This window comes from Reichenbachiella carrageenanivorans (assembly GCF_025639805.1).
Classification (GTDB): domain Bacteria; phylum Bacteroidota; class Bacteroidia; order Cytophagales; family Cyclobacteriaceae; genus Reichenbachiella; species Reichenbachiella carrageenanivorans.
This window is the reverse complement of sequence record NZ_CP106735.1, coordinates 3,400,704-3,426,260: the sequence shown is the minus strand read 5'-3', so window position 1 is coordinate 3,426,260 and position 25,557 is coordinate 3,400,704. Positions and strand designations below refer to the sequence as shown.

The following is a 25,557-nucleotide window of genomic DNA, read 5'->3' as shown; positions in this document are numbered from 1 at the left end:
TCCTAGACGAAGAATTTCCATAACATCAGATCTGGAACCAATTGCACATTTCGTGTACTAAGTACCTTATTTTCATGGATAAACGATAGTTTTGTTCTACTCGAAACATTACAAATTTTAGAAAAACATGAAAAAAACCATCTCTATTCTTGCCCTATTTATTTTATTTTCCTCTACGATTTTCGCTCAAAAACGACCTAATGACATCATTTTCATTATAGACGAACTGCGTACTAGCTGGGACATAGAAGCATTAAAAATGGAAACTTATGAGGGGATGAAGGACTATTGCCATTCTAAAAGTTACCGAAAGGAAGTTTCACATTTGCTAAGTCAGATTCATCATTATGACACCACGCTGTATTTTACAGTAAATGAAAAATATAACGCTGGTGAAGACTTGGCTGCCAAAGAAACTTTGGATGACATCATTTTATTAGAGACTAAATATACAAATCAAAAATTCGTATCCTTTTTAAAAAAGGAATGTGATAAGGTTATTCACATTGAAAAAAACATGGCAAGAAAAGGTAGTGGCGGGTTCGATAAAGATATTGCTGCCCTAGAAGAAGAATTGGTCCTCTATATAGATGCCGTAACTGAACGAGTCGATTTAGTAGACGAACACATTCACCACCTCAAAGCCTTAGACCCTAACGCTATACAACCAAAAAAAGAAAAATCTGAGGGTACTGGTTTTTAATCCATTTCATTCAAATGAATAGTAAACCTAGCACCTTGCTTTGGTCTACTATCCACCAAGAGTTCTCCATGGTGGTAGCTCAAAATGGTATTGATGATATACAAGCCTAATCCACTGCCATTCACATGTGAGTGCAGCCTTACGAATGGCTTCATGATTTCTTCTTTATACTTGACCGCATCAAAGCCCAAACCAGTATCCTTTACGATCAAAGTCACTCTACCTTTGTTGATTATCGTCTTCAACTCAATCACTAGAGGCTTCTCTGGGTTTTTGTACTTCACAGCATTCGTAAGTAGATTTTGAAGAATGCTTTTGAGGTGTAGTGGAGGGTATTTAATTTGCTTACAAGCTGAAAAGTCTTTTCTGAAAGTAGCATTAGAATCTTTAATTTCCTGCAACATCCCTTGGGCTACTTCGGCCAAAACTTTATCAAACGACAAAATTTGCGGATCTTCATGCAATGAAGCTCGCAGGTGATTCACATCATTCAAAGCATTGACTGTCATAGACAATTGCTCAGCGCTTCTTTTTACATTTTTCAACACAGTATCGTAGCTATTGTCTCCCATTTTGGTGTTCTCCAGCATTTCGATCAGCGACTTCATGTTATTCACAGGTGCTTTCAGGTCATGAGCTGTACTATAGGAAAAATGCGTAAATCGCTCAATTTCTTCTTGGGCATCTTGTAGCCGATCAGCCATGCTATTGAATGCATCTACCAAATCTTCTGTAATACTTTCAGGTTTCAGTTGAATTCTAGTATCTAGATTACCCGCACCTAAGCGCTCGGCTCCTTTTCTGATCTGCTCTAATGGCACCCAAATTTTATAACTGAAAGTATATACCGCCACTAGTGAAAGTGTAGTGAAAAAGATAGTAAGCACCACGATCCACTGCATAGACAGTTCTTCTTCTTGCTCTACAGATTCTACCTGAGACTCTGTAAACATCTCCAATCTCATCAACACTCCTTCGATCTGATTATTGAATTCATTCTCTTCTGACTCTACCCTTTCGGATTTAATCATGGCTGTCTCTAAATCTCCTTGCTCTAATAATTCTAATACTTCTATCGCATGATTTTCATAATTGGTGTGCTCGCTTTCCAACTTCCTGACGGCTACTGCCAATCCTTTTAACTTGGAAAGTTGGCTACTGCTCTCTGTCATATTCAAAGCTTCACTTACTTGTCCCTCGGCGGCAATCAGATCCTCATCCACCATCGCTGCCAAGTATCTAAATGTACTATCAGCTCGCTGGAAATTTTCTAAGGCAAATGGATGTTTATCCAACTCCTCGGCATAACGAAGCGCACGTTCAAAATTGATCGATTGCTCCAACTGATTCGTTTCTATCTGCGTGAGTATTTCCACCAATGGCAAATCTATCCGCGCCACATCATCGATATCTTGATGAGTAGCCAGCATTCTAAGCAATGCAAAAGCACTTAGAATCAAGAGCATCAGAATGATGAAACTACTTCTCTTTAGTATGGAGTCTCTTACTTTATTTTTCATGCTTATTGGCCTTATCTTCCTAAGTATAATTATGTTTTGTTAATCCAACTCTAATTTGGCGTGCATGACTCGAATCACTTCGTCCAAATCCATTGTAGCAATACGCAGATTGGCCATAAGTTCTTCATAGCTGTCACGATCGTCCCATGTCATTTTCACTAAATCTACTATGCCAAGAATAGATGAAATGGGCCTTCTAATATTGTGAGAGGCGTAAAAAGCATAATCTTCCAGTTTGGCGATCACAGCCTCTTTTTCTTCTCTTTGTTTTTTATCTTTTGTCACATCGATAGCCACAGCTATTCTAGCTTTGGAATCTCTGTAAGTAGTAGCGTGTCCAGATATCTGAACGGTGAAAGTATTCCCATTTCGATGGCGATGCTCCCACTCTGAGGTTTCTCCTTTAGCATTGAGCTTCTGCTCATAGTCCAAATCATAAGATTTTGAAACCTTACCGTGCCCTGCTCTCAACTCTTTCAAAGTCATTTCAGTGAATTCACCCAAACTATAACCATAAAGCAAAAGTGCTCCATTGTTGGCATCAAGAATCTTATAGGTCTCGGGTTCATAGATCAGCATAGGCACAGGACTGTCATTAAATACCGAGTGGTAGTTGGCCTCTGTAAGTTGGCGTAGTCCTTTCTCTTTGATTCTCAACTGTGAGCTATAAGATTGTGAAATGTATGAAGCTGCAGTCGTCAGATAGATCTTATCATGTGTTGTCCAACTTTTCACTTCTGTCGTACACTCCACGAATATCACACCTAAGATTACCTCTTTGTACCAGACCTGAATACCTAGCAAAGATTTGATCGCATTCGGCTTGATATAGGTACTTCTTATTTCCTCTGTCAACTTACTATTTCCAGCATCGTCTATTTTGATGACCAGTTTAGAGCGAATCGTATCATAAAATTTTGGGCAATCTCTCTCATCAAAACATGATCCTTTCACAAAACTGTCTGACATCTTTTCATAAAGAAAAGGGTTTTTCACTAATCCATTCTCTTGGTTGAAAATCCAAAAACCCGCACGTTCCACATCTAGCTCATACGTAAGGGCAGTCAATACCTCATGTACAAGTTCTTTGAATCTGCCATTATGCAAATAATCAGACCTTGAGAGTTGTAATAATGTTTTGTGCTTTGTAGTTGTCCTAACCATTAAATTTTCTTCACCAAAATGCATACTCCCAGCCTTAGCTAATGGATCAACAGGATATTGAGGAGAGTCTAAAATAGATATACTAAAATAGACCCGCAAGTTAAAGAGATTCTATTTTTAGCTCATCTATCAGAGTAATTAAATTATCATTTAATTACTACTTGGTCGTGACCTATCATTTCGATGGTGAAAGCAACAAATAATTATAACTTCCAGGAATTCACTCCTATCAGGATAAAGATCTACTGAGGGTCTCATTATTCTGATGGTTCATATAGTTTTGTCGACCTATTAAAAAAACAAACAATAGTTTCGAATGATCGCAGTAATCTCGCCAGCCAAGACTTTAGATTTTGAAAATGACGTGGAAGTAGCAAGTCACACCACGCCGCGGTTTTCTACTCAAACCAACCGTTTGATACGAGAGTTAAGGTTGAAAAAAGCAGCAGACATACAAGACTTGATGGGTGTGAGTGACAATATCGCTCAGCTCAATGTGAAGCGCTACAAAGATTATCGCAGAGCACATACTTTAGAAAACTCTAAACCAAGCCTATTCGCTTTCAAGGGAGATGTATACATTGGGCTAGCTGTAGATCAGCTCGACCAAGCCGATCTTGAGTATGCTCAATCCCATTTAAGGATATTATCTGGCTTATATGGTTTGCTTCGCCCATTAGACCTCATACAGCCCTACAGGTTGGAGATGGGTACGAGCCTGCCCGTTGACGACCAACCTACTCTTTACAAATTTTGGGCGGACCAAATCGTCAAACTGGTACACAAAGATCTCAAAGCGCAAGAAGATCAAGTCATTATCAACCTTGCTTCGCAAGAATACTTCAAAGCCATCCATCGAAAAAGTCTAAAAGCACAAGTCGTACAGGTAGACTTTCTTGATCTTAAAAATGGCAAATACAAAGTCATTTCATTTTTTGCAAAAAAAGCAAGAGGCTTGATGGCCAGGTACATTATCAAAAACAGAATCAACGAAGTAGAACTGCTCAAAGGATTCGACTACGAAGGCTACTATTTCGATCCACAGTCTTCTACAGACCTACATTTAATTTTCAAGCGAGATCAAGCGCCTTCTTAAGTACAGGAAAAACAGTCTCAAAGTTCTCCAATCGCATGCGGTCTAATTGGGCAAGATGCTGGCGCAAATCGACGGTCTTATGCGACCAATCCTCTTGATTCATATAGGCAATTACAGACTCAAATTCTGCCATCAACACCTCTGAACCACCCCGAGCAGACAACCAGTTGAGGTGTGATTCGAGTTTAGCTTGCGCCAATTGCTTAGCCGCCTTTGGTAAAACTTTTATATTGTAATAATCTGGGCGAGAAAGCACATTCAGGTATAATGCATTCACATCAATCAATTCTTGCTCTACAAAAAACTGATGCAACTCCCCTAAGCTATCCACATTGAACACGCTGATTGTAGGCGCTATTTCAAGCTGCACATGAGGCAGCTCAGTTTTGATCTTTTGCATATTGTGTATAAACCGTTTCCAGTCTATCCCTTTTCGCATATACTCCACTTGTTCTCCCATCTCGTCTATACTGGCCGCTACAGTTACCCTGTCAAAAAAACTCCACAGCGCTAAGACACTTCTATCTTTGAGGCTCAGTAATGTGAGGTTGGTATTGTACCTGAGATGGACCTTCGTATTGCCATTTTCAATCAATCGATCAAGCAGTTCGTAATGCTCTTTCATCATGAGTGGCTCCCCTCCTGCAAAATAAATCTCTTCGACCTCTATGCCTTGGTTAAGCAAAATATCGATCAAGTGTCCGCTATCTTTTGCAGCTTCGATAATGGCCTTTTTTCCAAAATTATTCTTCAGCACTTTCGCTTCTTCAAACCAACTTGAACTGGCTCCATGCCAACAGGTTCTGCACCGAAGGTTACATAGATTGTTAAAGCGGATATCAAAATAAATAGGTTTTGATGACGGAGAATAACCATCCAGATCTGTTTGCTGCACCCAGTCCATACGATGTGCAAACTTATCCAACGTCTCCATTCTCATGCTGGCTTTGCCTGCAGCTTCCTTAGCAAAGCAAGAATCGCATCTACGGTCTCGCTGGCCTGCCAGCATAAGCTTTCTAAACTTACGAATAGGCTCTCCTTGCCATATTTCTTCGATAGACTGATTGTTGATATTACCAAAAGTAATATTAGCATCGCAACAAGCCTTGACAAGTCCACTGGTATCTATATACAAATGGAGCCAGGGCATCATACATAAGTTTTGGTTTGAATATTGCAAGAACTCGATCTTGATAGATTAAATTAGTGTTTGGTACATTATGAGAAGCCAAAAGTACAATTTATATCAATCAAGCCAGTATCATTATAAACTCTAAAATGCGAAGTATGAATTTTAAGTTTGGCAAATTTATTTTCTTCTTTATGCTCTGCATAAGCCACACGATATATGCACAATCTAATGGCATCAACGAGCCCGAACTAAAGAAAGAAAGTCTCAAGTATAAACTTAAACTTGGGTGGTTTACGATTGGTAGTGGCGAAGTCACCATCGACAATGACTCCTACTGGAGAGGATTTCCTTGCTACAAAGTAGGTGTATATGCCGAAACACTCGGCTTGGGCAACTGGCTGGGCAGCCTCGATGATCACTACACCTCGATGATCGACAAAAAAACATTAAAGCCGTTCTACAACGAAAAAAATGTAACCAGCGGCCATGCCACTTGGGAGCAGTGGACCAACTATAATTATGACTCGATGGTGGTAGACGTAAAGGTGCTAGACCACAAAAGGGAAGATCCCAATAGGGCTTGGCAGGTCAAACTACAGGAAGACACGGAAGATATTTTAGGTACATTTATGTATTTCAAACATTACAACTGGTTTGGCTTACAGGTGGGTGATTCGGTGATGCTGACCACGCACTACGAGAAAAAGCTGTACAAAGTAGGTGTACGTTATATGGGACAAGAAATCATAGAATTCAACGACAGACTAGTAGGCACCTACAAATTGCACCTCCTACTTCCTGAAAATGAGAAATTAAAAAAAGATCGCCCAGTAGAAATTTTCATCAGTTCGGACAAAAACCAGTATCCCCTTTTGATACAAACCAAACTGCCCTTCCTCGGTAAAGGCCGAGTCGAACTATTTGAACTCAACAACGGAGAACCTGTATTTTAAGACAGTCTAAAAGCCTCAAGAAATTGGGGCTTTTTCTTTGGAGACACTTCTAGTTCTGTACCGTTATTCATAGTCACATAGCCTCCTTTGCCTTTGGTATACCTGATCACATACTCTATATTAATCAAGCTAGATCTGTGTATACGTAAAAAGTTGCTTGTAGGCAATAAATCCTCAAAGTGCTTGAGCGTCTTCGAAATCAACAAAGGCTTTGACACGCCTTTCAAATGAAATTTTGTGAAATTATCATCTGCCTCACAATATACAATCTGATCAATCGGTACAATTTCAAACCCTTCGAAGGTTGGCAACATGATTTTTTTCGGCCGACCATGTGTCTCTTTGATATTGTCTAGCAAGATCTTCACATGAGAAATTTCCGAATTTTTAGTTCGTTCAGATTTTATCTTTGCGACTGCTTGTATCAGCTCGTCTATATCTACAGGTTTCAGCAGATAATAAGCGGCACTCATGTTCAATGCCTGAATGGCATAATTGTCATACGCTGTTACAAAGACCGTTTCGAAGTTCACTTCTCCTACTTGCTCCAGCAGATCGAACCCCGTACCATAGGGCATTTCTATATCCAAAAACAACAGGTCTGGCTGATGCTGAGTAATTGCACTCAGCCCCTCTTGTATGTTTTTACATGCTGCCAACAGCTCCACATCTGGACAATATTTAGCCAAATAGCTAGCCAAAATCTGCCGACTGTCCTGTTCGTCATCTACCAGTATAGCTGTGAGCTTATCCATGATAAGTTGGTGTCAATATTTCTACTCGTGTACCTGTGCCATCATCGTTCAAATCTGACACCACTATGGCGTAATGTGTACGATACACTTCATTGATAATCGAAATTCGTTCTTGTGTATTTTTCAATCCTACCGAATTTTTCTTCTTTTGATTCACTGTTTTTGATCTAGCTGATTCCGTTCGGCCAATACCGTCATCTTCGATACTGATTTTTATCCCTGATCCGTTTTGGTAAATATTAACCCGCAAGTGTCCCTTTTCTTTTTTGTATCTGAGACCATGCCAGATGGCATTTTCTATATGTGGTTGCAGCAGCATAGGAGGTATTTCTATATCATCCAAATCTAATTCGGGGTCTACTACAAACTCATATTCAAATTGATCTCTAAACCGGTAGTGCTCCAACTTTAGATACAACGCAATCATATCTTGCTCTTCTCTCAGAGAGATAAATTCCTTTTGAGAATTATCCAAAACCATTCGCATCAGTTTAGAAAAATCTGCCAAAAATTTATTTGCTGCTCTCTCGTCATTGAGTGCTACAAACTGATTGACAGAATTTAAAGCATTGAAAATAAAATGAGGATTCATCTGTGCTCGTAAGGATTTCAGAGCAAGCAGTTGCCCCACCCGCTTCGTTTGCAATGCCTTTCGGTAAACAAAAAATGCTCCTAACATTACAAACAATAGCAGCATCGACAATCCATAAATCAGCAACCGTTGTCCCTTGAGCTGCTGTGCTTGGAGCTCGCTTGTGGTCTCTTCGAGCAGGTAACTCGACTCATCCAATGCCATATCTTTGGTAAGGGCCTGTATGTCTTGTTGCTTTTTGAGCAAGGTCTCTCGAAAACTCCTTTGGCTTCGCTGCTCTTCCATCCAATCCTCCATCGCCTGACTATGACGAGCATAGGCTGCTAAAGCCAACTCCGATTCTCCTGTTCGCGTATAGGCTTCCGCCAATGCCAAATAGGCACTGGCTTGCTCCTCTCTGTGCCCTGTAGAATCAGCTAGTATCACCGCTTGTTTCAGTTGATTGATTGCATCTTGGGTTCGCCCCTGCTCGATCAGCACCTTACCAATAGCCTGTCTTTGCTTGGCCGCTTGGAGGGGAAGGTTTGCTTCTGTTTTACTAGCCGCTATTTTTTCTCGGAGTGCTATTTCATCCGCTTGCCTATTCTGCTGCGAGTAGATATTAAGTAGTTCTTCAGCCTCTTCATCTTCGAGTATAGGAACTTGCATATCATCCATAGACTCATGTAATCCTTCTGTGATTAGCTCTGGGGCTGGTGCCAAGGATTCCTCAGCTGCCTCATAGTTTTCCTGCTGTGCATATGCACGTGCTTTGATCGCCCGCCCTTTAGACTGCAAGGACTTGGATTGATGATAAGTAGCGGATGGTTCCAATTCACTCATTCGTTTGAGCGCCATTTGAGACTCGTTTTGCTTTATTTCAATAGCTGCAAGTTTCAGCTCTATTTCCAACCTTTTGTTTTCATCAGTAGTCAAACCCAATAATCGCTCATAAAACTGCACCGCCTGACCATAATTTCCCAGTGCCTCATTGACCCGCCCCAACCCTTCAAGCGTCTCTTCAAAATCCATAGTTTTTCCATACCCCTTAAAAAGACGCTGATAGGCTTCTAAGTAATTTTGGTTAGCTAATGCCATTTCAGATTGATTTTCATTAATCTCAGCTAATAACAAATAACATTTTGCCTCATGAAAAACACTCTGCTGAGTGATACTAGTAGCGAGCGCCTGTTCTATCAAATCCAAAGCTCGTGCAGGATCCGTCGAAATCATTCCTTCGGCTGTTTCTAGCAAGTCTATAGCACTCTGATCAGTATCAATACTACGCTCAGACAGGCTTTTGTAGCGTACCTTTTCCTTTTCCTTCTCTTGCGAAAAGGTCACATGGCTTAGTGCCAATATGATTACGATCGTTATGGTTTTGACACTAATCAAATTGTTTTTTTCTTAATAGGAAACCAAATTTCTTCTTCAGATTTGGGATCATCTCTCCTATACTTTTCTCCTAAAATTTCGAACTGAGGTCGAGACGTGTCTGGCACATATCCAGAAGTAGGCATCCAAGTTTCCAAAATATAATGTAGTGTAATTAGAAACTCACTCGCCAATCCCCTATGCACGAATACGGCATACTGCCCTCCTTCCAGAGTTAAAGTAGCCATACCCGATGGCACTTCAGTGGAATGGGTTACGGCCATTGCTGCCCATTTCACAAATTGAGTGTCAGGATCCGCTGTATACCAATCAAAATCCGCAGAAAAGACTTGCAATGAATACTTATCCTGAGAAACTAGATTTTTAATCTCATGTCTTCTGGGCATAAACTGCCCCCACAACCAACCCGTCATATTATTAGTATAAGACATCTCTACAGATAATCCTACCAATTGCTCTGACGCCATATCTACTATACGTGGAGTTTGCATAAAGTCTAATAATCGTTTGTACGTCAACAAATGTGCATACAAATACAGGGAATAAAAAATGAGTTTTTTATATCTAGAATCAAAAAATACAGCTCGCCTAAACCGCATTCCTATTTCCCTCATTGATAGTAGCCCTTCACTCATTTCAACTATTTTCTTTAGTCTTTCCAGTTCACATTTGAGGCATCATTAAAAACAAAAAGTCATGAAGAATTCAATCTCAATATCCGTAAAAACAATCGCTTTCTTTTTTATCACTACTTTCATTTTGAGATGTTTCTCTCCTACCAGCCAAGCTAAACCCGCTCCTGATCAACAAGAAATCATGATCGCTCTCCTGCTCGACACAAGCAATAGCATGGATGGACTCATCGAACAGGCCAAATCACAACTTTGGACGATAGTCAATGAACTGGCAGCAGCCAAATGTGGCAATGGCACTCGACCAGAAATAAAAATTGCCTTGTTTGAATACGGCAATGATAACCTGCCTCAAGCCGAGGGATATATGCGAATGGTTACAGACCTGACCACAGATCTAGACGACATCTCTGAAAAACTATTCGCGCTATCTACCAATGGCGGCGATGAATACTGCGGCTACGCCATAGACAAGTCCATCCAAAAATTAAACTGGTCTAAAGCCAAGACTGACTTAAAAATGATATTCATAGCAGGAAATGAACCATTTACTCAAGGTAATGTAACCTACGAATCCGCTTGTAATCTCGCTAAACAGCAAGATATCGTAGTGAATACAATCTACTGCGGAGACTATCAAGAAGGCGTGCGAAGCTCTTGGAGGCATGGCGCTACACTGACTGGAGGATCGTATATGAGTATCCAACAAAATCAAAAAACCGTGTATGTACCTACTCCATACGATGACAAAATAGACAGGCTCAACGACGAAATGAACAAAACCTACATCTACTATGGGGCACAAGGTAAAAGCAAAAAAGAAAAACAAATAGCACAAGATGCAAATGCTGAGTCTTACAGCCAGTCTAACAAAGTAAGCAGAGCAATTTCAAAAAGTTCACATGCTTACAAAAACAGCAGTTGGGATCTAGTGGACGCCTACGAAGACGATGCCGCAATACTAGAATCTGTAGAAGAAGAGTACCTCCCTGCCCCCATGCAAAATATGGATACGGAAGAAAAAAAATCATACGTAAAAGAACTCACTACCAAACGAGCTGCTATTAAAAAAGATATCCAAACTCTGAGTAACCAACGTAAACAATACATCGCAGCGCACAAACCAGCAGAAGCGTCTGAAAACACACTAGATCATGCCATGATCAACTCCATCAAAGAAGTAGGCAAATCCAAACAATTGATTTTCAAATAAACAAATGATATCTCTCCCTGATTCCGTTCAAACCACGATATTCGTAGTTTGAACGGATTTCTTTTTTTATGGCTAAAAACAGCAATTATTTATCATTTTCAGATTATCATTGACGAATAATTAAATGCTATTTATGGTTTACGTCTTATTTGTCATTGGTTTTGTATTACTCATAAAAGGAGCAGACATTTTAGTAGATGGCGCTTCCTCCATTGCCAAGCGCAACAACATTCCTGAATTAGTCATTGGGCTCACCATCGTGTCTTTTGGCACCAGTATGCCAGAGCTAATCGTCAACCTACTGGCAAGCTTCGACGGTAGCTCCGAGCTTGCCATTGGCAATGTATTAGGTAGCAATGTGGCCAATGTATTATTGATCCTAGGAGTGGCTGCAATCATCAGCCCATTGCCGATCAAAAAAAGCATCTATTTTACCGAAATCCCTATTACCTTGCTCGCCACCTTTATGGTTGGCTTTTTAGCTAATGCAGACTTGTTTGTAGATGTAAAGGGATTGACCCTGAGTCGATACGACGGCATGATTCTACTGTTCTTTTTTGGTCTCTTCATGACCTACATCTATGTAGTCTCTAGGTCCAAAGAAAACGAACCAGACATGGATGCGAATGAAGACACAATCATACTCCTACCTCAAACCCGATCTATTCTATATATCATAGGAGGTTCGCTAGCTTTGTTTGTAGGAGGCAAGTGGGTCGTGGATGGTGCTTTCGAAATTGCACTGTTTTTCGGGCTAAGTGAGACCTTTATAGGGCTGACGGTAGTGGCCATTGGCACCTCTCTGCCTGAGCTAGTCACATCTGCCATTGCAGCCAAAAGAGGCCAAGCCGACATGGCAGTAGGCAACGTAGTAGGCTCCAATATTTTCAACCTACTCTGGATATTAGGAGTTAGTTCCTTGATCAGGCCTCTACCATTTGACATTGTATCCAATTCTGATATACTCATGGTCATCGGGTCTAGCACTTTACTGATCTTGGCTATCGTCATTGGCCGAAAGGCAAAAATAGGCCGTGGTATGGGTTTCCTTTTTGTATTCACTTATCTCCTTTATTTGAGTTATTTGGTCTGGCGTGGCTGATTCCTCCAAGCTTCACACCACGAGCACCCAAAAACCAGCAAATTCAGCTAGCTTTGCTGCATGATAGAAATCGGTAGATACAACAGTCTCAAAATAGCCAGAATCGTACCTCCAGGAGCCATCCTGATCGATGAAGAAGAAAACGAAGTGCTATTGCCTAATAAATATGTACCCCAAGATGCCAAAGACGAGGATGTACTGGATGTATTCGTTTATACGGATTCGGAAGATCGCATCGTAGCTACCACACTGGTACCCAAGGTGATGCGCAATGAATTTGCCTGTCTGGAAGTAAAAGATGTCAACAACATTGGGGCTTTCATGGACATGGGATTGGAAAAAGATCTACTTGTACCCTTTAGCGAACAGCAAAAAAATATGCGCCCTGGCCAATGGCATATGATCTATATGTATCTGGATCAGATCACCAAAAGGCTCGCCGCTAGTGCAAAGGTTCATTATTATATTGAATCTGAGCATGTAGAACTAGAAAAAGACGAAGAAGTGGATTTGATCATTGGGGAAACTACCCCACTGGGCACGGCAGTTATTGTGAATAATAAATATCAGGGACTGGTCTATGAAAATGAAGTCTTTCAAGAATTGCTGAAAGGCGAAAAAATGAGGGGTTATGTAAAAGAAGTCCGAGAAGATGGCAAAGTCGATATCAGCCTGAGAAAAACAGGCCTAGATCTCCTTGAAGATGGAGCAGCCAGAATCATCGAACGCCTCAAACTCAACAATGGCAAGCTGGCTCTCCACGACAAAAGCTCTCCTGAAGAAATCCAGATGATGCTACAGATGAGCAAGAAAAATTTCAAACGATCACTGGGAAACCTGTACAAAGAGAAGCTAATAGTGATCACTGATCAAGGCATAGAACTCGTATCATAAAAAATGCCTCTCAATAATTATTGAGAGGCATTTTTTATATAAATCCGAGACAAGATACTTCCTTGCTATTATTTTTCTTCAGAGGCTACTTCTTCTACGGCTACTTCTGATGCTTTTTCAGCTTTAGGTTCGATAAGTGTAATGTGCAGATTGTACTGCTTATCCATTACAAAACCATAAGTAGCACCTTGAGCCAACTCGGCTGCTTTTGACGATTGATCGATCACAGCATATAAGCTTCTTGCTACCATCGATGTCTTCATTTCTTTACTAGGCCTTCCATTTGCCAATTCAAAATCGAACGAATGCCCTCCTTTTTCCTTTGGGTTGATGTCGTGAAATTCGTGTTTCAAAAACTTATATTGCTGTGGTTCATCTGCAGCATCCTTCATCAACTTGACCACCATCGGGCGATACTTATTCCACAGGTATGAATACTTAAGGGTGTCTAATGCATGAATTTCCATGTCAAATTTTGTTTTGTATTAAATAAAAAATTAAAATTCCTCGAGCTGTTTTACTCAAGAAGGGAGCTGCTAATAACTACAAGTGAGGTTGAATATGATTTAGGTAAAAAGAGTGAAAGGACAAGGTCCTAAAAATCAACTAGTATAGTTGCAACTCCGCAAATAATGATTCTAATTCAGTCCGCGTCTTGCTAAGCTTTGCCGCGAGTCTGTCTAGCATACTTTCTCTTTCACCAGGTTCAAACAAAAAATCTTCATCTCTCAAAACAGGAAACCACATTTTGAGTATGATTTTTTGCTCTCTCCAACTTCTTACAATATTCATGAGTGCAAGTTATACAATTTAGGACAGGGCGACTTAGGATATGACAAATAACCTCTCATTTGATGTCCAATCACAACAAAAAAGCTAAGAATAGTGCTATATCCAATGATCTTAGAGTGAAATTTCGCCTTAACTTTAACTATAATTGCAGCAAATTCAATTACCATATCCATGATCAAACAGTTTATCCTTGTTTCATTGATCTTGCTCAGCCTTGGTGCGTGCAGCAAAAGGACTACTGATCCTTCTGCCCCACCCGAGGAAAAGCAAGCCAGTGAGCTCACATACAAGGACATTTATGAACTGGCACTGGCTTCACAAAATGGTGGAGGCGCAGCATTTGAAGGCAATGAGTTCAGCAAAGAAGCTACAGACGACATCAGCATCTACGCTAACGGCAGCTGCTCCAAAAAGAAATGTGGCATTGCGCTAATTATGGAAAACAAAAATGCAGAACGACCCATAGCCGCAGTGATCAGAGCTAAATTTAAGCTTCCAGGCAATAAAATTGATGAAATGCTTCGTGAATATGAATTGCTCCCTGGGCAAGCACTTTCTATCGGGTGCTCTCACATTTGTCATCAAGACAATTCGTATATGATTCAAAGAGAAATCGTATCTGCCCGATATACAGAATCAATCAAAAACGCTGATGTCACGCAACCTCAAAGCAATTCAGTATCTCCAGGCTGACCTTTGCCACTCAGATTCAATCAGCAATTTCGTTTAAAACAAATATTTTATATATTAACTCAGGTGTTTTAGGCACCCCTCATACCTTCCTAACCATATTAGTTTAACCAGCTAAGGATAACATGAACAGTAAAATCATATCCGATTACTCGGAAATTTTTGAGACTTATCAAGAGTTTAGAGGGGATTTTTTGGAAAACCACATCGAAAAGCTCAAAGAGCTCGATCAATATATTCCACACAGCAACACGTTTTTTTGTATTACCAATACCACCACTCGCTCTTTTGAGTACGTGAGTAAAAATTTTCAACCCTGTACTGGGATGAACACCGAAATGATGTGTAACAAAGGCATGACGTTCTGGTGGGAACATATGCACCCTGATGAGATGTCACTCTGGCTACAATCATTAAACGATCTTATGATATTTACCATGTCGGAGATAGACATACTCGACCGCAAAAAGGTAAGCTATACATGGAACTACCGAATCAAAATGGCGGATGGCATCTACCACCCGATCCTCCAGCACACCACCCCCATGTATTTCGACGAAGAAGGAAAACCCATCATTGGTTTGGCACATTACAGTTTGCTTCCCATCACAGGAGGGCATTTACCTATTAGAGCTTCCGCCAAAATGCTCAATGATAAAAATGAATACGAGACCGTTTTTTTCAAAACCTATAGCGAACAAAAACTAATCGCCGAGCAAATCACATTCAGAGAACGAGACATTATCCGACTGATCTCATTTGGCCATAGCACTGAAGAGATCGCTGACAAATTGTTTATTTCTATCAATACGGTAACCTCTCATCGAAGAAACATTCTAAAGAAAACAAATAGTAAAAACACTACTGAATTAATCGCCCGTAGTATTCGCGAGGGGATGATCTAATCAGTTGATTGATTTCTATGCTATTATTGCAACACCAAACCATCTGAACAACCCTACTGCATGAATCAAATTTTCGAAGAAATAACCACCTATGCACTAGGGATAGACTTATACGAATTTGTAGGATTAGTTTTCGGCCTTTTATCCGTCTGGTACTTGATTCGCGAAAGCATTCTGACCTGGCCAGCTGGCATCCTCTATGTATTGGTGTCTTTTGTGGTTTTCTGGAAAATACAGCTTTATGGCGACCTCTTACTTCATATCGTATTTCTAATCCTTAATGTGTACGGCTGGTATTATTGGGTCTTTGGCAAGCAAACCAATGAAAACAACCTACCCATCACCACCTACTCTATTCAACAAAACTCAACCCTCTTACTACTATCCTGTTTAGGCATTATCGGCTTTGGATACTTCTTATCAAATGTTCATTTGATCTGGGGCCACATCCCTCCCGCCGCACTACCCTATTGGGATGCTACCACCTCTATACTGAGCATAACTGGCATCTGGCTCATGAGTAAGAAAAAATTGGAAAACTGGTATTATTGGTTTGTTGTAGATGTATTGGCCTGTGGCATCTATTTTTACAAGGGCATTTATTTTTATTCATTTTTATACGGCGTGTACATTGTCATGGCAGTGGCTGGCTACTTAGCATGGAAAAGATCTCCAAATCTCCTTTTAAGGTCGTCATAACTGGGCCAGAGTGCTCAGGCAAATCCACCTTATCCAAGCAGCTAAGTGAATACTTCGAGCAGCCTTGGGTGACAGAGTATGCACGCACGTACCTATCAGAAATTCAGCGCCCATACCAAGAAAGCGACTTACTTGAAATCGCTAAAGGACAAATCGAACAAGAAGACCAGCTATTAGCCTCCGACAACGCCATCGTATTTATAGACACCAGCCTCGAAGTGATCAAGGTATGGTCCGAATGGAAATACGACCGCTGCGATGCTTTCATTCAAGAGCAACTATCAGCACGTGCCGTGGATCTTTACTTACTACTTTCTCCCGATATGGCATGGGAAGATGACCCCTTACGGGAAAACCCACACGATCGTAGTTTACTTTTTGATATTTATAAAAAAGAAATAGAAGCACTGGGTTCTCCCTACGAAATCATCTCTGGACATGGCCTTATCCGAACCAAACGAGCCATCAAATCTATACACGCCTGGACATCAAAAAAGGACCAATGAATGACTCATTGATCCTTTATAAAAATTGATTATGCTATATCTCGCTTAAGGCGTATCGATCAAAGCATTTCTCAAAATCGGAAATTTCGATCATAGAAATACACAATCCCAATGCAATAAAACAATTACCTAGCCAAAGCCAAGTCAAATATTTTTTTCTCAAAACTATTCTGATACCTTTGCCTCATAAGGGGTGCCTAAATGGAGAAATACCTACAGGCTGAGATTACACCCATAGAACCTGATGCCGGTAATGCGGTCGAAGGGATATAGTGGTACGCTAACGACAAGAGTGCCCTTAGCTTTTGTCAAGTATTAACTAAGAAACAATACAAAATGAAATATTACCTAGTAGCCATAGCTATGCTTTGCAGCACCGTTGCGTCTGCACAGATAGCACCAGACTTAGATTCTATCTCGCTATCCTATGAGCTTGAGGAGCTCATCATCCAGTCCGTGCGTGGCGATGAGTATGTAGGCATCACCGAAACCACCGTCAACAAAAAAGAGATCGAAGAAGAATACAACGGCGAGCACCCCATCTTCATGATCAACAAACTCACTCCTAGCGTATATAGCTACTCCGAATCTGGTGCCAACATGACTGGCACAGGACAGATGAGACTCAGAGGCATGGCTCAAGAACGGATCAACTTCACACTCAATGGCGTACCGATTAACGACATGCTCGACCAAGGAGTATTCTTCAACAACTTCACCGACATCACCAACAGCATATCATCTATCCAAGTACAGCGTGGCACAGGACTCAGCACCAACGGCACAGCCTCCTATGCTGGCTCTGTCAATTTCGAATCCGTAAGTTTGGACGTAGACCAACCCAAAGGGCAAGTACAAATCGGCGCTGGCTCGTTTGGCACCTACCGCCTCAACGGAAACATGTACACAGGACTGCTCAACAATAAATTTGCGCTCTACGGCAGCTTTAGCCGCTTGTACTCCGATGGCTACAGAGATCATACCTCCACCAATGCCTATTCCTTTTTCTTCTCTGCGGGCTATTATGGTAAAAAGGATTTTGTTAAACTGACGGCATTCGATGCCAATGCTAAAAACGGAATCGGGTATGCGTTTGAATCTAAGACCTCCTTAGATCAGCATTTCACTACCAACTCGCTCGATGAAAACACCAAGGATGATTTTGGACAGCAGATGCTCAGCTTGCAGCACACGCACAAGTTTTCTGATGAATTCAAATCTGTAGGCACCCTGTACTACAACTACAGCGGTGGCGACTACTTCGACTGGGTAGATCCGGCGGGCACCTTTGCCTACGATCAGTGGGGCAACTACCCCCTACAAAACAGGCACTACGGCGCCATGCTCAACTTGCTGTATTCACCCAACGAGACTTGGTTTGTAAATACTGGAGCGCACTATTACATTTTCAACCGAGGCAATCAGGAAGCAGTATCTACCAACCTGGCCAACCCCTATCACAACGAAACGTCACAGAAAAAAGAGTTCTCTTGGTTTGCCAAAGCAGATCTAAGCCTCAGCAAATTCACCTTCACCGCTGATTTGCAAATTCGCAAAATCCTAATGACGCTCAGACCAGATTTGGCGACAGCCGACCCAGGGGAGACTGCCGATATAGACAAGGATTGGTTTTTTGTAAACCCAAAAGCAAGCATCAGCTATGCGGCTAGCAAACAACTGGCACTCTATGCCTCAGTCGGATGGGTATCTCGCGAACCCACTCGCATCGACATACTAGGTGGAGCTTTCAAACTAGACCGAAACAACTACGACTACGCTGCGGGCGACAATTTCAAAGAAGAAAAAGTGCACGACATCGAGTTCGGTGCCAAATACCGCCAAGAGAAGTTCGTCATCAATGGTAATCTCTTCTATATGAAGTTTAATGATGAAATCGCTCCTGTGGGAGAAGTAGGCGAATTTGGCGTAATGATCCGTCAGAATATCGACGAAAGTATTCGCTACGGAGTAGAGACAGACTTCAAATATCAACCCATAAAAAAACTAAGCGTGCTGGGTAGCTTCACCTACATGAAAAGTGAAATCAAAGCCATCAGTAGCAACGGTGTAAGCTCCGATCGCCTCACTGGCAATGAAGCCGTACTCACCCCCAACGTCATCTATAATCTGGGTATAGAAGCAACACCTACCCAAGCCATGCAGCTAGGGCTAAGTGCTAATGGCATTTCCAAATCTTACTTGGGTATCGACAATAGCGAGGATTACCTCCTACCCGATTTTGCACTGCTCAATGCCCGAATTGGTTACACTTGGAAAAACCTCAACCTCAACATAGAAATCAACAATCTACTGGACGAAGAGTACTATACCAATGGCGCACCAGTAGACACTGACTACGACGGCACCGCCGATGGACCAGGCTATTATATTGGAGCCAAAAGAAACTTTATGGCCACACTGACGATCCATTTCTAAAATCAGAAAAGGAAAACCAGACAGCTCAAAATGTATCTAGCATGCAAATAAAACTGAACGATAAATTTTACAAAATTTCAGAAACTGAAACTGAACTGAGTGGCATACTCAAGGCCAACAACCTTTTTCATGATCGAGGGATCGCAGTAGCGATCAATGATGAAATCCTGCCCAAGCAGGAATGGGAAAAGTATCAAGTACAGGATCAAGACAATATTTTAATCATCACCGCCACGCAGGGCGGATAATCAAAAACTATGGCTAAAGCAGAGCAATTACCATCGGAAGACAAGATCACCAGAGATCCATTCCCCGCGTCGAAAAAAGTATACGTAAAAGGCAAGATCCACAACATCGAAGTAGCGATGCGCGAGATCTCTCTCAACGATACGGTATTAAAATTCAACCCATCCGCTCCTAAAGAGACCAACCCTCCCGTCACCGTGTATGACACCAGCGGCCCTTATACCGATCCCAACATCGATATCGATGTAAAGAAAGGTTTACCTAAGCTACGTGAGCAATGGATTCTCGACAGAGGTGATGTAGAGGAAATGGAAGGCATCTCTTCGCAATACGGGCTAGAGCGCCTCAATGACGAAAAACTAGATGAATTACGCTTCGAATACTTGTCAAGACCAAAGAAAGCCAAGCCTGAACAAAACGTATCTCAGCTACACTATGCTAAAAAAGGCATCATCACGGCAGAGATGGAATACATCGCAATTCGTGAAAACCAAAAAATAGAAGAATGGGGTCACCTCAACGACCAACATGCAGGAGAAAGTTTTGGCGCCAACACACCTAAAGGCAAGATCACACCTGAGTTCGTCAGAGACGAAATCGCTGCGGGGCGTGCCATCATACCCAACAACATCAACCACCCAGAATCTGAACCGATGATCATCGGTCGCAATTTCTTGGTGAAAATCAACGCCAACATCGGCAACTCTGCCGTATCCTCTTCAATCGAAGAAGAAGTAGAAAAAGCCGTTTGGGCATGTCACTGGGGTGCAGACACCATCATGGATTTGTCTACAGGCAAAAATATCCATGAAACCAGAGAATGGATTCTCAGAAACTCACCTGTACCAATCGGTACAGTACCCATCTACCAAGCACTAGAAAAAGTAAATGGCAAAGCTGAAGACCTAACTTGGGAAATATTCAAAGACACTTTGATCGAACAAGCCGAGCAGGGTGTGGATTACTTCACCATCCATGCGGGCGTCCTATTGAGATACGTCCCAATGACCGCCAAACGCGTAACAGGTATCGTGTCGAGAGGTGGCTCTATCATGGCCAAGTGGTGTCTGGCACATCACAAAGAGAGTTTCCTATACACACATTTCGAGGAGATTTGCGAAATAATGAAAGCCTACGACGTAGCCTTCTCTTTGGGTGATGGATTAAGACCAGGCTCTTTGGCAGATGCCAATGACGAAGCACAATTCGCTGAGTTAGAGACGCTTGGTGAGCTCACCAAAATCGCTTGGAAACACGACATTCAAGTGATGATCGAAGGCCCTGGTCACGTTCCTATGCACATGATCAAGGAAAACATGGAAAAGCAACTAGAAGAATGTCAAGAAGCACCCTTCTACACCCTTGGGCCATTGACTACCGACATTGCACCAGGATATGACCACATCACTTCAGGGATCGGAGCGGCCATGATCGGCTGGTATGGTTGTGCCATGCTTTGCTACGTAACACCGAAGGAGCATTTGGGACTACCCAACAAAAAAGATGTGAAAGATGGAGTGATTACATACAAAATAGCCGCACATGCCGCCGATTTGGCCAAAGGCCACCCAGGCGCACAATATCGAGACAATGCCTTGTCTAAAGCCAGATTTGAGTTCAGATGGGAAGATCAATTCAACCTGTCGCTAGATCCTGATACGGCCAAGGAATTTCACGATGAAACGCTACCTGCAGAAGGTGCTAAGGTGGCTCATTTTTGCTCGATGTGCGGCCCCAATTTCTGTTCGATGAAAATCACACAAGACGTCCGTGAGTATGCCGCTGAAAACGAACTCAAAGAAGCAGATGCACTCAACAAAGGCATGGAGGAAAAAGCCAAGGAGTTTGCCGAGAAAGGCAGCGAACTGTATCTGGAGCAATAAACCGTGAAAACGATAGTCATCACACCAGAGACCCAAGTAAAAGGCGAAATCGAAACCTGCAACCGTTTGCTGAAAAGCAACATAGAACGGCTGCACATACGAAAGCCTTTTGCCTCGGAAGAAAGTATGACAGACTATCTGAAAGCACTAGACCAAAACCATTGGGATAAAATCAGCCTACACAGCCACCATCATTTGGTGGATGAGCTAGGTCTCGGTGGCAAGCACTTCAAAAGCAATCAAGAAGTGCTTGCCACCGGCTTGGTATCTAAATCGTTTCATTCTTTCGCAGAAATAGAAGCAGAAACAGCTCCCCTGTCCTATGGTTTTTTGAGTCCGATCTACAAAAGTATTTCCAAAGTTTGCTACGCTGGAGAATTCGATTATACCATCCTTAAAAGCGCACTGAGCCAATATAGCGGTATGATGATTTATGCTTTGGGCGGAATAGAAATTTCAAGAATGGCAGAGATACAAGATTTGGGATTCGATGGTATAGCTCTTTTAGGAACTATATGGTCTGAAGAAGATACTTCAATAAGAATACAGAAAACAGAAGCATTTATAAATGCCTGACAACGAACAAAATATAGTATTAAGTGTTGCGGGATTCGACCCCTGTGGTGGGGCTGGCGTATTGGCCGATATGCAAACTTTGCAACAATGTAAAGTGCAGGGCATGGCAGCTATAACCGCGCTCACAGCTCAGCACGAAGACAAAGTAAACCAGATAAACTGGCAAGACTTCGAATCGATCAAAGCTCAGTTGGATACACTTTTTGAAAAGTATGAATTTCATATTGTGAAAATAGGTATCGTTCAAGATTTGAACACATTGGATCAATTGCTGGATTTGTTGCTAGCCCACAAGGCAGGTATTAAAATCATCTGGGATCCGATTCTACAATCTTCTTCTGGTTTTGATTTTTTAAAGGAATTAAAAGTCGCCCAATTGACGAAAGTCTTAAGCAAACTATTCCTCATCACACCTAATCTCCCTGAATACGAGCAATTGCAAAAAGCCCTAAACGGCCAGCCAATCACGACCAACATACTGCTCAAAGGTGGTCATACCGAAGGCAACGACACCTCCGACCGACTGATCCATATAGATGGTACTGAAAGTCAAATTTCGGGATACCGTGTAAAGGGCAAAAATAAACACGGAACAGGCTGTGTACTCTCTTCTGCTATCGCTGCTGGCCTAAGCAAAGGCATGAAACTAAAAACTGCTTGTACATTTGGCAAAAGATATGTGGAGGGTTATCTTAAAAGCGGTATTAATAAATTAGGTAAACATTACGAAATAGAAATATGATTAGCAGACTGCATTATATCTCTCAAGAAACTGACGAAAAAAGTCACCTCGACAACATCCGTGAAGCCTGTGCGGCAGGTATAGACTGGGTGCAGCTCAGAGTAAAAGATCGTGAACTCGACGAAATCGAAGAAATGGCTTTTGAAGCCAAAGCCATCTGCAAGAAATATGGCGCCAAATTGATTCTCAACGATCATGTAGAAATAGCCAAAGCCATCAAAGCCAACGGCGTACACCTGGGTCAGGAAGACATGGACCCTGTAGAGGCACGCGCCATATTGGGCGACAAGCCCTACATAGGGGGTACTGCCAATACATGGGAACAAGTAGAACTGCTCTACGAATCTAAAGTTGTGGACTATGTAGGTTTAGGCCCTTTCAAATTTACCACTACCAAGGAAAATCTGAGTCCTGAATTGGGCATTCGTGGCTATTCCAACATTCTGAACAACATGATCATTCAGGATATAGACATTCCAATCATCGCCATAGGCGGAATTGAAATGGAAGACATTTTTGACTTGCAACTCACTGGCTGCTACGGCATTGCAGTGGCTTCATTGATCAACAATTCTTTCGACAAAAAAGAAACAATAGAAGAAATTAAACTACACCTTCCAGATGGAACATTTGACGATAGCGGGGAAGACTTTTAAGTCTCGCCTTTTTACAGGTACAGGCAAATTTAAAAGCAATCAAGACATGAAGGAAGCGCTCGAAGCTTCCGAGTCTGAATTGGTTACTGTGGCACTCAAGCGAGTGGATATCAAAGATCAAAATGATCAGATTCTCCATCACTTATCACATGAGCGAATCCATTTGCTCCCCAATACTTCTGGTGTGCGCAATGCAAAAGAAGCTGTATTTGCGGCTGAGTTGGCACGAGAAGCTTTAGAAACCAACTGGGTAAAATTAGAAATTCACCCAGATCCCAAATATCTTATGCCTGACCCTATCGAAACACTGAAAGCAACTGAAGAATTGGCAAAAAAGGGATTTATTGTGATGCCATACATACACGCCGATCCCGTGCTATGCAAAAGACTCGAAGAGGCAGGCACCTCAGCAGTCATGCCTCTAGGGTCGCCTATTGGTAGCAACAAAGGCTTAAAAACCATCGACTTTTTGGAGATCATCATAGAGCAAGCCAATGTCCCTGTAGTTGTAGATGCTGGCATCGGTGCTCCATCAGACGCAGCCAAGGCGATGGAACTAGGCGCTGACGCTTGTCTGGTCAATACCGCCATTGCGGTATCTCAAAACCCAACACAAATGGCAATTGCCTTTAAAATGGCGATACAAGCCGGACGAATGGCCTATGAAGCCAAACTCGCCAAACCAATAGCCAATGCTGTAGCCAGCAGCCCCCTAACCGCTTTCTTGGATGCCTAATTTCAAAGACCTATTTGAACAGTACAGTTGGGACAAAGTGAAGACTTCTGTCTATTCGAAATCCGCTCAGGATGTAGAACGAGCTTTGGCCAATCCAGATCGAAACTTAGAGGATTTCAAAGCGCTCATTTCTCCTGCTGCCATGCCCTACTTAGAGCAAATGGCACAGCTTAGCCACCAGCTCACCCTCCAGCGGTTTGGCAACACCATGCAGCTCTTTGCCCCCATGTACCTCTCCAATGAGTGTCAAAACATTTGCACCTACTGTGGGTTTAGCCTAGACAACAAAATCAAGCGCAAGACGCTCAACGACATAGAAATAGCCCGTGAAGTACAAGCCATTAAATCAATGGGATTTGACCATGTGCTACTAGTCACTGGCGAAGCCAATCAAACTGTAGGCGTAGATTATCTAGCCCATGCCATTCAGCGCATTCGGCCACACTTTGCCAATGTGAGTATGGAAGTACAGCCCCTCGATCAAGAAGACTACGAACGGCTCATCCCTACTGGGCTACATGCCGTGCTAGTATATCAGGAAACCTACCATGAGGCCGATTACAAAAAGCATCACCCCAAAGGCAAGAAATCCAATTTTCAATACCGATTGGAAACACCCGACAGACTCGGTAGAGCTGGTATTCACAAAATGGGCTTGGGTACGTTGATTGGCCTAGAAGACTGGCGCGTAGATAGTTTTTTCACAGCGCTACATTTAGACTACTTAGAACGCACCTATTGGCAAACCAAATACTCCCTCTCCTTTCCTAGATTGCGCCCTTTCTCTGGTGGCTTGGAGCCAAAAGTAGCCATGAGCGACAAAGAATTGGTACAACTGATCTGTGCTTACAGATTATTAAATCAAGAGGTAGAATTGTCCCTGTCTACACGGGAAACAAACCTTTTCCGAAACCATGCCATCAAACTAGGCATCACCACCATGAGTGCTGGATCCAAAACCAACCCGGGTGGGTACGCGGTAGAACCGCAGTCGCTAGAGCAGTTTGAAATCTCCGACGAACGCTCACCTGCTGCCATTCAAGAGATGCTTCGAGCACAAGGCTACGAACCCGTTTGGAAAGACTGGGATGTAGCACTAGAAACGAACGTGTAGAACCACAAAAAAACCTCCAAGGTTTTTAAAAATCTTGGAGGTTTGAATCATCATTTATTTTTTCTTAGTTTTCTTCAACTCAGCAACTTCACCTTCAGATAGTGCCCTAATGTATTTCTCATGTACCACCCCCTCTTTGCCACTGTGCCATTGTCGTACATAATACTTCTTTTTAGACACATGGCTGTGCACTACAGCTTCCACTTGCGAACCATCTTTCATGGTCACCATTACATGCTGCTGTAGATGAAATGCCTTTGGCTTATTTGACTCCTTTTCATTTTCTTTCTTTTGAGCCATTGTGACATGACTGATAGAAAAAGTGAGTACAAAAAGAGTTAGAATGATTTTGATTTTTTTCATAGCTATTTGATTTTTCATTATTCAAAATTAATGAAGGGCATCAAAAATTAGCAAGCAGCGTTGTACTCAATTTTCAAAAAAAT

At 42.0% G+C, this 25,557-nt stretch carries 27 protein-coding genes and 1 riboswitch; of the genes, 18 read left to right on the top strand and 9 right to left on the bottom strand.

Annotated features, from left to right (window positions below):
* Positions 1–127: 127 nt before the first annotated feature.
* Positions 128–703: a hypothetical protein gene (locus N7E81_RS13770; protein ID WP_263050171.1), complete on the top strand. Its 576-nt coding sequence runs from the start codon at positions 128–130 to the stop codon at positions 701–703.
* Here N7E81_RS13770 and N7E81_RS13765 read toward each other — a convergent pair.
* Positions 700–2,223: a sensor histidine kinase gene (locus N7E81_RS13765; RefSeq protein WP_263050170.1), complete on the bottom strand. Its 1,524-nt coding sequence runs from the start codon at positions 2,221–2,223 to the stop codon at positions 700–702. The genes N7E81_RS13770 and N7E81_RS13765 overlap by 4 nt on opposite strands.
* Positions 2,224–2,262: 39 nt before the next feature.
* On the bottom strand, positions 2,263–3,387 hold the full coding sequence (locus tag N7E81_RS13760; RefSeq protein ID WP_263050169.1) for a PAS domain S-box protein: 1,125 nt from the start codon (positions 3,385–3,387) through the stop codon (positions 2,263–2,265).
* A 316-nt stretch (positions 3,388–3,703) separates the two neighbouring features.
* Here N7E81_RS13760 and yaaA point away from each other — a divergent pair, with 316 nt between their 5' ends.
* On the top strand, positions 3,704–4,483 hold the full coding sequence (gene yaaA / locus N7E81_RS13755) for a peroxide stress protein YaaA (RefSeq protein WP_263050168.1): 780 nt from the start codon (positions 3,704–3,706) through the stop codon (positions 4,481–4,483).
* Here yaaA and N7E81_RS13750 read toward each other — a convergent pair.
* Positions 4,458–5,636 (bottom strand): twitch domain-containing radical SAM protein, encoded by a 1,179-nt coding sequence (locus N7E81_RS13750; protein ID WP_263050167.1) that lies wholly within the window; start codon positions 5,634–5,636, stop codon positions 4,458–4,460. The genes yaaA and N7E81_RS13750 overlap by 26 nt on opposite strands.
* Positions 5,637–5,770: 134 nt before the next feature.
* Between N7E81_RS13750 and N7E81_RS13745 the strand changes: the two genes are divergently transcribed.
* Positions 5,771–6,568: a DUF3108 domain-containing protein gene (locus N7E81_RS13745; protein ID WP_263050166.1), complete on the top strand. Its 798-nt coding sequence runs from the start codon at positions 5,771–5,773 to the stop codon at positions 6,566–6,568.
* Here the strand turns inward: N7E81_RS13745 and N7E81_RS13740 are convergent.
* From N7E81_RS13740 to N7E81_RS13730, 3 genes are read right to left on the bottom strand one after another with little or no spacing between them, the layout of a single operon-like run.
* Positions 6,565–7,323 carry a LytR/AlgR family response regulator transcription factor gene (locus tag N7E81_RS13740; protein ID WP_263050165.1) on the bottom strand — a complete coding sequence of 253 codons (759 nt, stop codon included), beginning with the start codon at positions 7,321–7,323 and terminating at the stop codon, positions 6,565–6,567. The genes N7E81_RS13745 and N7E81_RS13740 overlap by 4 nt on opposite strands.
* Positions 7,316–9,289 carry a histidine kinase gene (locus N7E81_RS13735; protein ID WP_263050164.1) on the bottom strand — a complete coding sequence of 658 codons (1,974 nt, stop codon included), beginning with the start codon at positions 9,287–9,289 and terminating at the stop codon, positions 7,316–7,318. Before N7E81_RS13735 ends, N7E81_RS13740 begins: the two co-directional genes overlap by 8 nt.
* Positions 9,286–9,780 carry a GyrI-like domain-containing protein gene (locus N7E81_RS13730; RefSeq protein ID WP_263050163.1) on the bottom strand — a complete coding sequence of 165 codons (495 nt, stop codon included), beginning with the start codon at positions 9,778–9,780 and terminating at the stop codon, positions 9,286–9,288. The genes N7E81_RS13735 and N7E81_RS13730 overlap by 4 nt, the downstream gene beginning before the upstream one ends.
* Before the next feature lie 205 nt (positions 9,781–9,985).
* Between N7E81_RS13730 and N7E81_RS13725 the strand changes: the two genes are divergently transcribed.
* The 3 genes from N7E81_RS13725 (at position 9,986) to N7E81_RS13715 (ending at position 13,130) form a co-directional block, all read left to right on the top strand.
* Positions 9,986–11,134 (top strand): vWA domain-containing protein, encoded by a 1,149-nt coding sequence (locus N7E81_RS13725; protein WP_263050162.1) that lies wholly within the window; start codon positions 9,986–9,988, stop codon positions 11,132–11,134.
* A gap of 133 nt (positions 11,135–11,267) precedes the next feature.
* Complete coding sequence (locus tag N7E81_RS13720) at positions 11,268–12,236, top strand: calcium/sodium antiporter (protein WP_263050161.1); 969 nt, start codon at positions 11,268–11,270, stop codon at positions 12,234–12,236.
* A gap of 60 nt (positions 12,237–12,296) precedes the next feature.
* A complete protein-coding gene (locus N7E81_RS13715) occupies positions 12,297–13,130 on the top strand; it encodes a CvfB family protein (protein WP_263050160.1) in 834 nt (277 codons plus the stop codon).
* 68 nt (positions 13,131–13,198) lie between these two features.
* Here the strand turns inward: N7E81_RS13715 and N7E81_RS13710 are convergent, their stop codons facing one another.
* On the bottom strand, positions 13,199–13,597 hold the full coding sequence (locus tag N7E81_RS13710; protein ID WP_263050159.1) for a hypothetical protein: 399 nt from the start codon (positions 13,595–13,597) through the stop codon (positions 13,199–13,201).
* 139 nt (positions 13,598–13,736) lie between these two features.
* Entirely contained in the window at positions 13,737–13,922 is a 186-nt protein-coding gene (locus tag N7E81_RS13705; RefSeq protein ID WP_263050158.1) for a hypothetical protein, read from the bottom strand.
* A gap of 171 nt (positions 13,923–14,093) precedes the next feature.
* Between N7E81_RS13705 and N7E81_RS13700 the strand changes: the two genes are divergently transcribed.
* The 12 genes from N7E81_RS13700 to thiH all read left to right on the top strand — a co-directional run bounded on the left by N7E81_RS13700 (position 14,094) and on the right by thiH (position 25,111).
* Positions 14,094–14,615, top strand: coding sequence for a hypothetical protein (locus N7E81_RS13700; protein ID WP_263050157.1), 522 nt, complete (start codon positions 14,094–14,096; stop codon positions 14,613–14,615).
* Positions 14,616–14,737: 122 nt separating this feature from the next.
* Entirely contained in the window at positions 14,738–15,517 is a 780-nt protein-coding gene (locus N7E81_RS13695) for a LuxR C-terminal-related transcriptional regulator (protein ID WP_263050156.1), read from the top strand.
* Between the two features lie 60 nt (positions 15,518–15,577).
* The gene (gene pnuC, locus N7E81_RS13690) at positions 15,578–16,216 is read left to right on the top strand and encodes a nicotinamide riboside transporter PnuC (RefSeq protein WP_263050155.1); all 639 of its coding nucleotides are present in this window, start codon (positions 15,578–15,580) and stop codon (positions 16,214–16,216) included.
* Positions 16,177–16,722, top strand: a complete 546-nt coding sequence (locus N7E81_RS13685; protein ID WP_263050154.1) for an ATP-binding protein — start codon at positions 16,177–16,179, stop codon at positions 16,720–16,722. The genes pnuC and N7E81_RS13685 overlap by 40 nt, the downstream gene beginning before the upstream one ends.
* Before the next feature lie 179 nt (positions 16,723–16,901).
* Positions 16,902–17,007, top strand: a riboswitch (TPP riboswitch).
* Between the two features lie 51 nt (positions 17,008–17,058).
* Positions 17,059–19,158, top strand: a complete 2,100-nt coding sequence (locus N7E81_RS13680; protein WP_263050153.1) for a TonB-dependent receptor — start codon at positions 17,059–17,061, stop codon at positions 19,156–19,158.
* 41 nt (positions 19,159–19,199) lie between these two features.
* Positions 19,200–19,406, top strand: a complete 207-nt coding sequence (thiS, locus tag N7E81_RS13675) for a sulfur carrier protein ThiS (RefSeq protein WP_263050152.1) — start codon at positions 19,200–19,202, stop codon at positions 19,404–19,406.
* 9 nt (positions 19,407–19,415) lie between these two features.
* The gene (gene thiC, locus N7E81_RS13670; protein WP_263050151.1) at positions 19,416–21,287 is read left to right on the top strand and encodes a phosphomethylpyrimidine synthase ThiC; all 1,872 of its coding nucleotides are present in this window, start codon (positions 19,416–19,418) and stop codon (positions 21,285–21,287) included.
* Between the two features lie 3 nt (positions 21,288–21,290).
* Positions 21,291–21,863: a thiamine phosphate synthase gene (locus N7E81_RS13665; protein WP_263050150.1), complete on the top strand. Its 573-nt coding sequence runs from the start codon at positions 21,291–21,293 to the stop codon at positions 21,861–21,863.
* Entirely contained in the window at positions 21,856–22,605 is a 750-nt protein-coding gene (locus tag N7E81_RS13660; RefSeq protein WP_263050149.1) for a hydroxymethylpyrimidine/phosphomethylpyrimidine kinase, read from the top strand. Before N7E81_RS13665 ends, N7E81_RS13660 begins: the two co-directional genes overlap by 8 nt.
* On the top strand, positions 22,602–23,261 hold the full coding sequence (locus N7E81_RS13655) for a thiamine phosphate synthase (RefSeq protein WP_263050148.1): 660 nt from the start codon (positions 22,602–22,604) through the stop codon (positions 23,259–23,261). Before N7E81_RS13660 ends, N7E81_RS13655 begins: the two co-directional genes overlap by 4 nt.
* Positions 23,227–23,997, top strand: a complete 771-nt coding sequence (locus tag N7E81_RS13650; RefSeq protein ID WP_263050147.1) for a thiazole synthase — start codon at positions 23,227–23,229, stop codon at positions 23,995–23,997. Before N7E81_RS13655 ends, N7E81_RS13650 begins: the two co-directional genes overlap by 35 nt.
* Positions 23,990–25,111 carry a 2-iminoacetate synthase ThiH gene (thiH, locus tag N7E81_RS13645; RefSeq protein WP_263050146.1) on the top strand — a complete coding sequence of 374 codons (1,122 nt, stop codon included), beginning with the start codon at positions 23,990–23,992 and terminating at the stop codon, positions 25,109–25,111. The genes N7E81_RS13650 and thiH overlap by 8 nt, the downstream gene beginning before the upstream one ends.
* Before the next feature lie 54 nt (positions 25,112–25,165).
* Here thiH and N7E81_RS13640 read toward each other — a convergent pair whose 3' ends face one another.
* Positions 25,166–25,474, bottom strand: coding sequence for a hypothetical protein (locus tag N7E81_RS13640; protein ID WP_263050145.1), 309 nt, complete (start codon positions 25,472–25,474; stop codon positions 25,166–25,168).
* Positions 25,475–25,557: the final 83 nt, after the last annotated feature.

Coding starts and splice junctions, on each gene's coding strand:
- thiS (WP_263050152.1), top strand. CDS start 19,200: ATGCAAATAAAACTGAACGATAAATTTTACAAAATTTCAGAAACTGAA.
- N7E81_RS13720 (WP_263050161.1), top strand. CDS start 11,268: ATGGTTTACGTCTTATTTGTCATTGGTTTTGTATTACTCATAAAAGGA.
- pnuC (WP_263050155.1), top strand. CDS start 15,578: ATGAATCAAATTTTCGAAGAAATAACCACCTATGCACTAGGGATAGAC.
- N7E81_RS13700 (WP_263050157.1), top strand. CDS start 14,094: ATGATCAAACAGTTTATCCTTGTTTCATTGATCTTGCTCAGCCTTGGT.
- N7E81_RS13685 (WP_263050154.1), top strand. CDS start 16,177: ATGGAAAAGATCTCCAAATCTCCTTTTAAGGTCGTCATAACTGGGCCA.
- N7E81_RS13705 (WP_263050158.1), bottom strand. CDS start 13,922: ATGAATATTGTAAGAAGTTGGAGAGAGCAAAAAATCATACTCAAAATG.
- N7E81_RS13740 (WP_263050165.1), bottom strand. CDS start 7,323: ATGGATAAGCTCACAGCTATACTGGTAGATGACGAACAGGACAGTCGG.
- N7E81_RS13650 (WP_263050147.1), top strand. CDS start 23,227: ATGGAACATTTGACGATAGCGGGGAAGACTTTTAAGTCTCGCCTTTTT.
- N7E81_RS13725 (WP_263050162.1), top strand. CDS start 9,986: ATGAAGAATTCAATCTCAATATCCGTAAAAACAATCGCTTTCTTTTTT.
- N7E81_RS13750 (WP_263050167.1), bottom strand. CDS start 5,636: ATGATGCCCTGGCTCCATTTGTATATAGATACCAGTGGACTTGTCAAG.
- thiH (WP_263050146.1), top strand. CDS start 23,990: ATGCCTAATTTCAAAGACCTATTTGAACAGTACAGTTGGGACAAAGTG.
- N7E81_RS13655 (WP_263050148.1), top strand. CDS start 22,602: ATGATTAGCAGACTGCATTATATCTCTCAAGAAACTGACGAAAAAAGT.
- N7E81_RS13770 (WP_263050171.1), top strand. CDS start 128: ATGAAAAAAACCATCTCTATTCTTGCCCTATTTATTTTATTTTCCTCT.
- yaaA (WP_263050168.1), top strand. CDS start 3,704: ATGATCGCAGTAATCTCGCCAGCCAAGACTTTAGATTTTGAAAATGAC.
- N7E81_RS13695 (WP_263050156.1), top strand. CDS start 14,738: ATGAACAGTAAAATCATATCCGATTACTCGGAAATTTTTGAGACTTAT.
- N7E81_RS13730 (WP_263050163.1), bottom strand. CDS start 9,780: ATGCAAACTCCACGTATAGTAGATATGGCGTCAGAGCAATTGGTAGGA.
- N7E81_RS13640 (WP_263050145.1), bottom strand. CDS start 25,474: ATGAAAAAAATCAAAATCATTCTAACTCTTTTTGTACTCACTTTTTCT.
- N7E81_RS13765 (WP_263050170.1), bottom strand. CDS start 2,223: ATGAAAAATAAAGTAAGAGACTCCATACTAAAGAGAAGTAGTTTCATC.
- N7E81_RS13745 (WP_263050166.1), top strand. CDS start 5,771: ATGAATTTTAAGTTTGGCAAATTTATTTTCTTCTTTATGCTCTGCATA.
- N7E81_RS13680 (WP_263050153.1), top strand. CDS start 17,059: ATGAAATATTACCTAGTAGCCATAGCTATGCTTTGCAGCACCGTTGCG.
- thiC (WP_263050151.1), top strand. CDS start 19,416: ATGGCTAAAGCAGAGCAATTACCATCGGAAGACAAGATCACCAGAGAT.
- N7E81_RS13760 (WP_263050169.1), bottom strand. CDS start 3,387: ATGGTTAGGACAACTACAAAGCACAAAACATTATTACAACTCTCAAGG.
- N7E81_RS13715 (WP_263050160.1), top strand. CDS start 12,297: ATGATAGAAATCGGTAGATACAACAGTCTCAAAATAGCCAGAATCGTA.
- N7E81_RS13660 (WP_263050149.1), top strand. CDS start 21,856: ATGCCTGACAACGAACAAAATATAGTATTAAGTGTTGCGGGATTCGAC.
- N7E81_RS13710 (WP_263050159.1), bottom strand. CDS start 13,597: ATGGAAATTCATGCATTAGACACCCTTAAGTATTCATACCTGTGGAAT.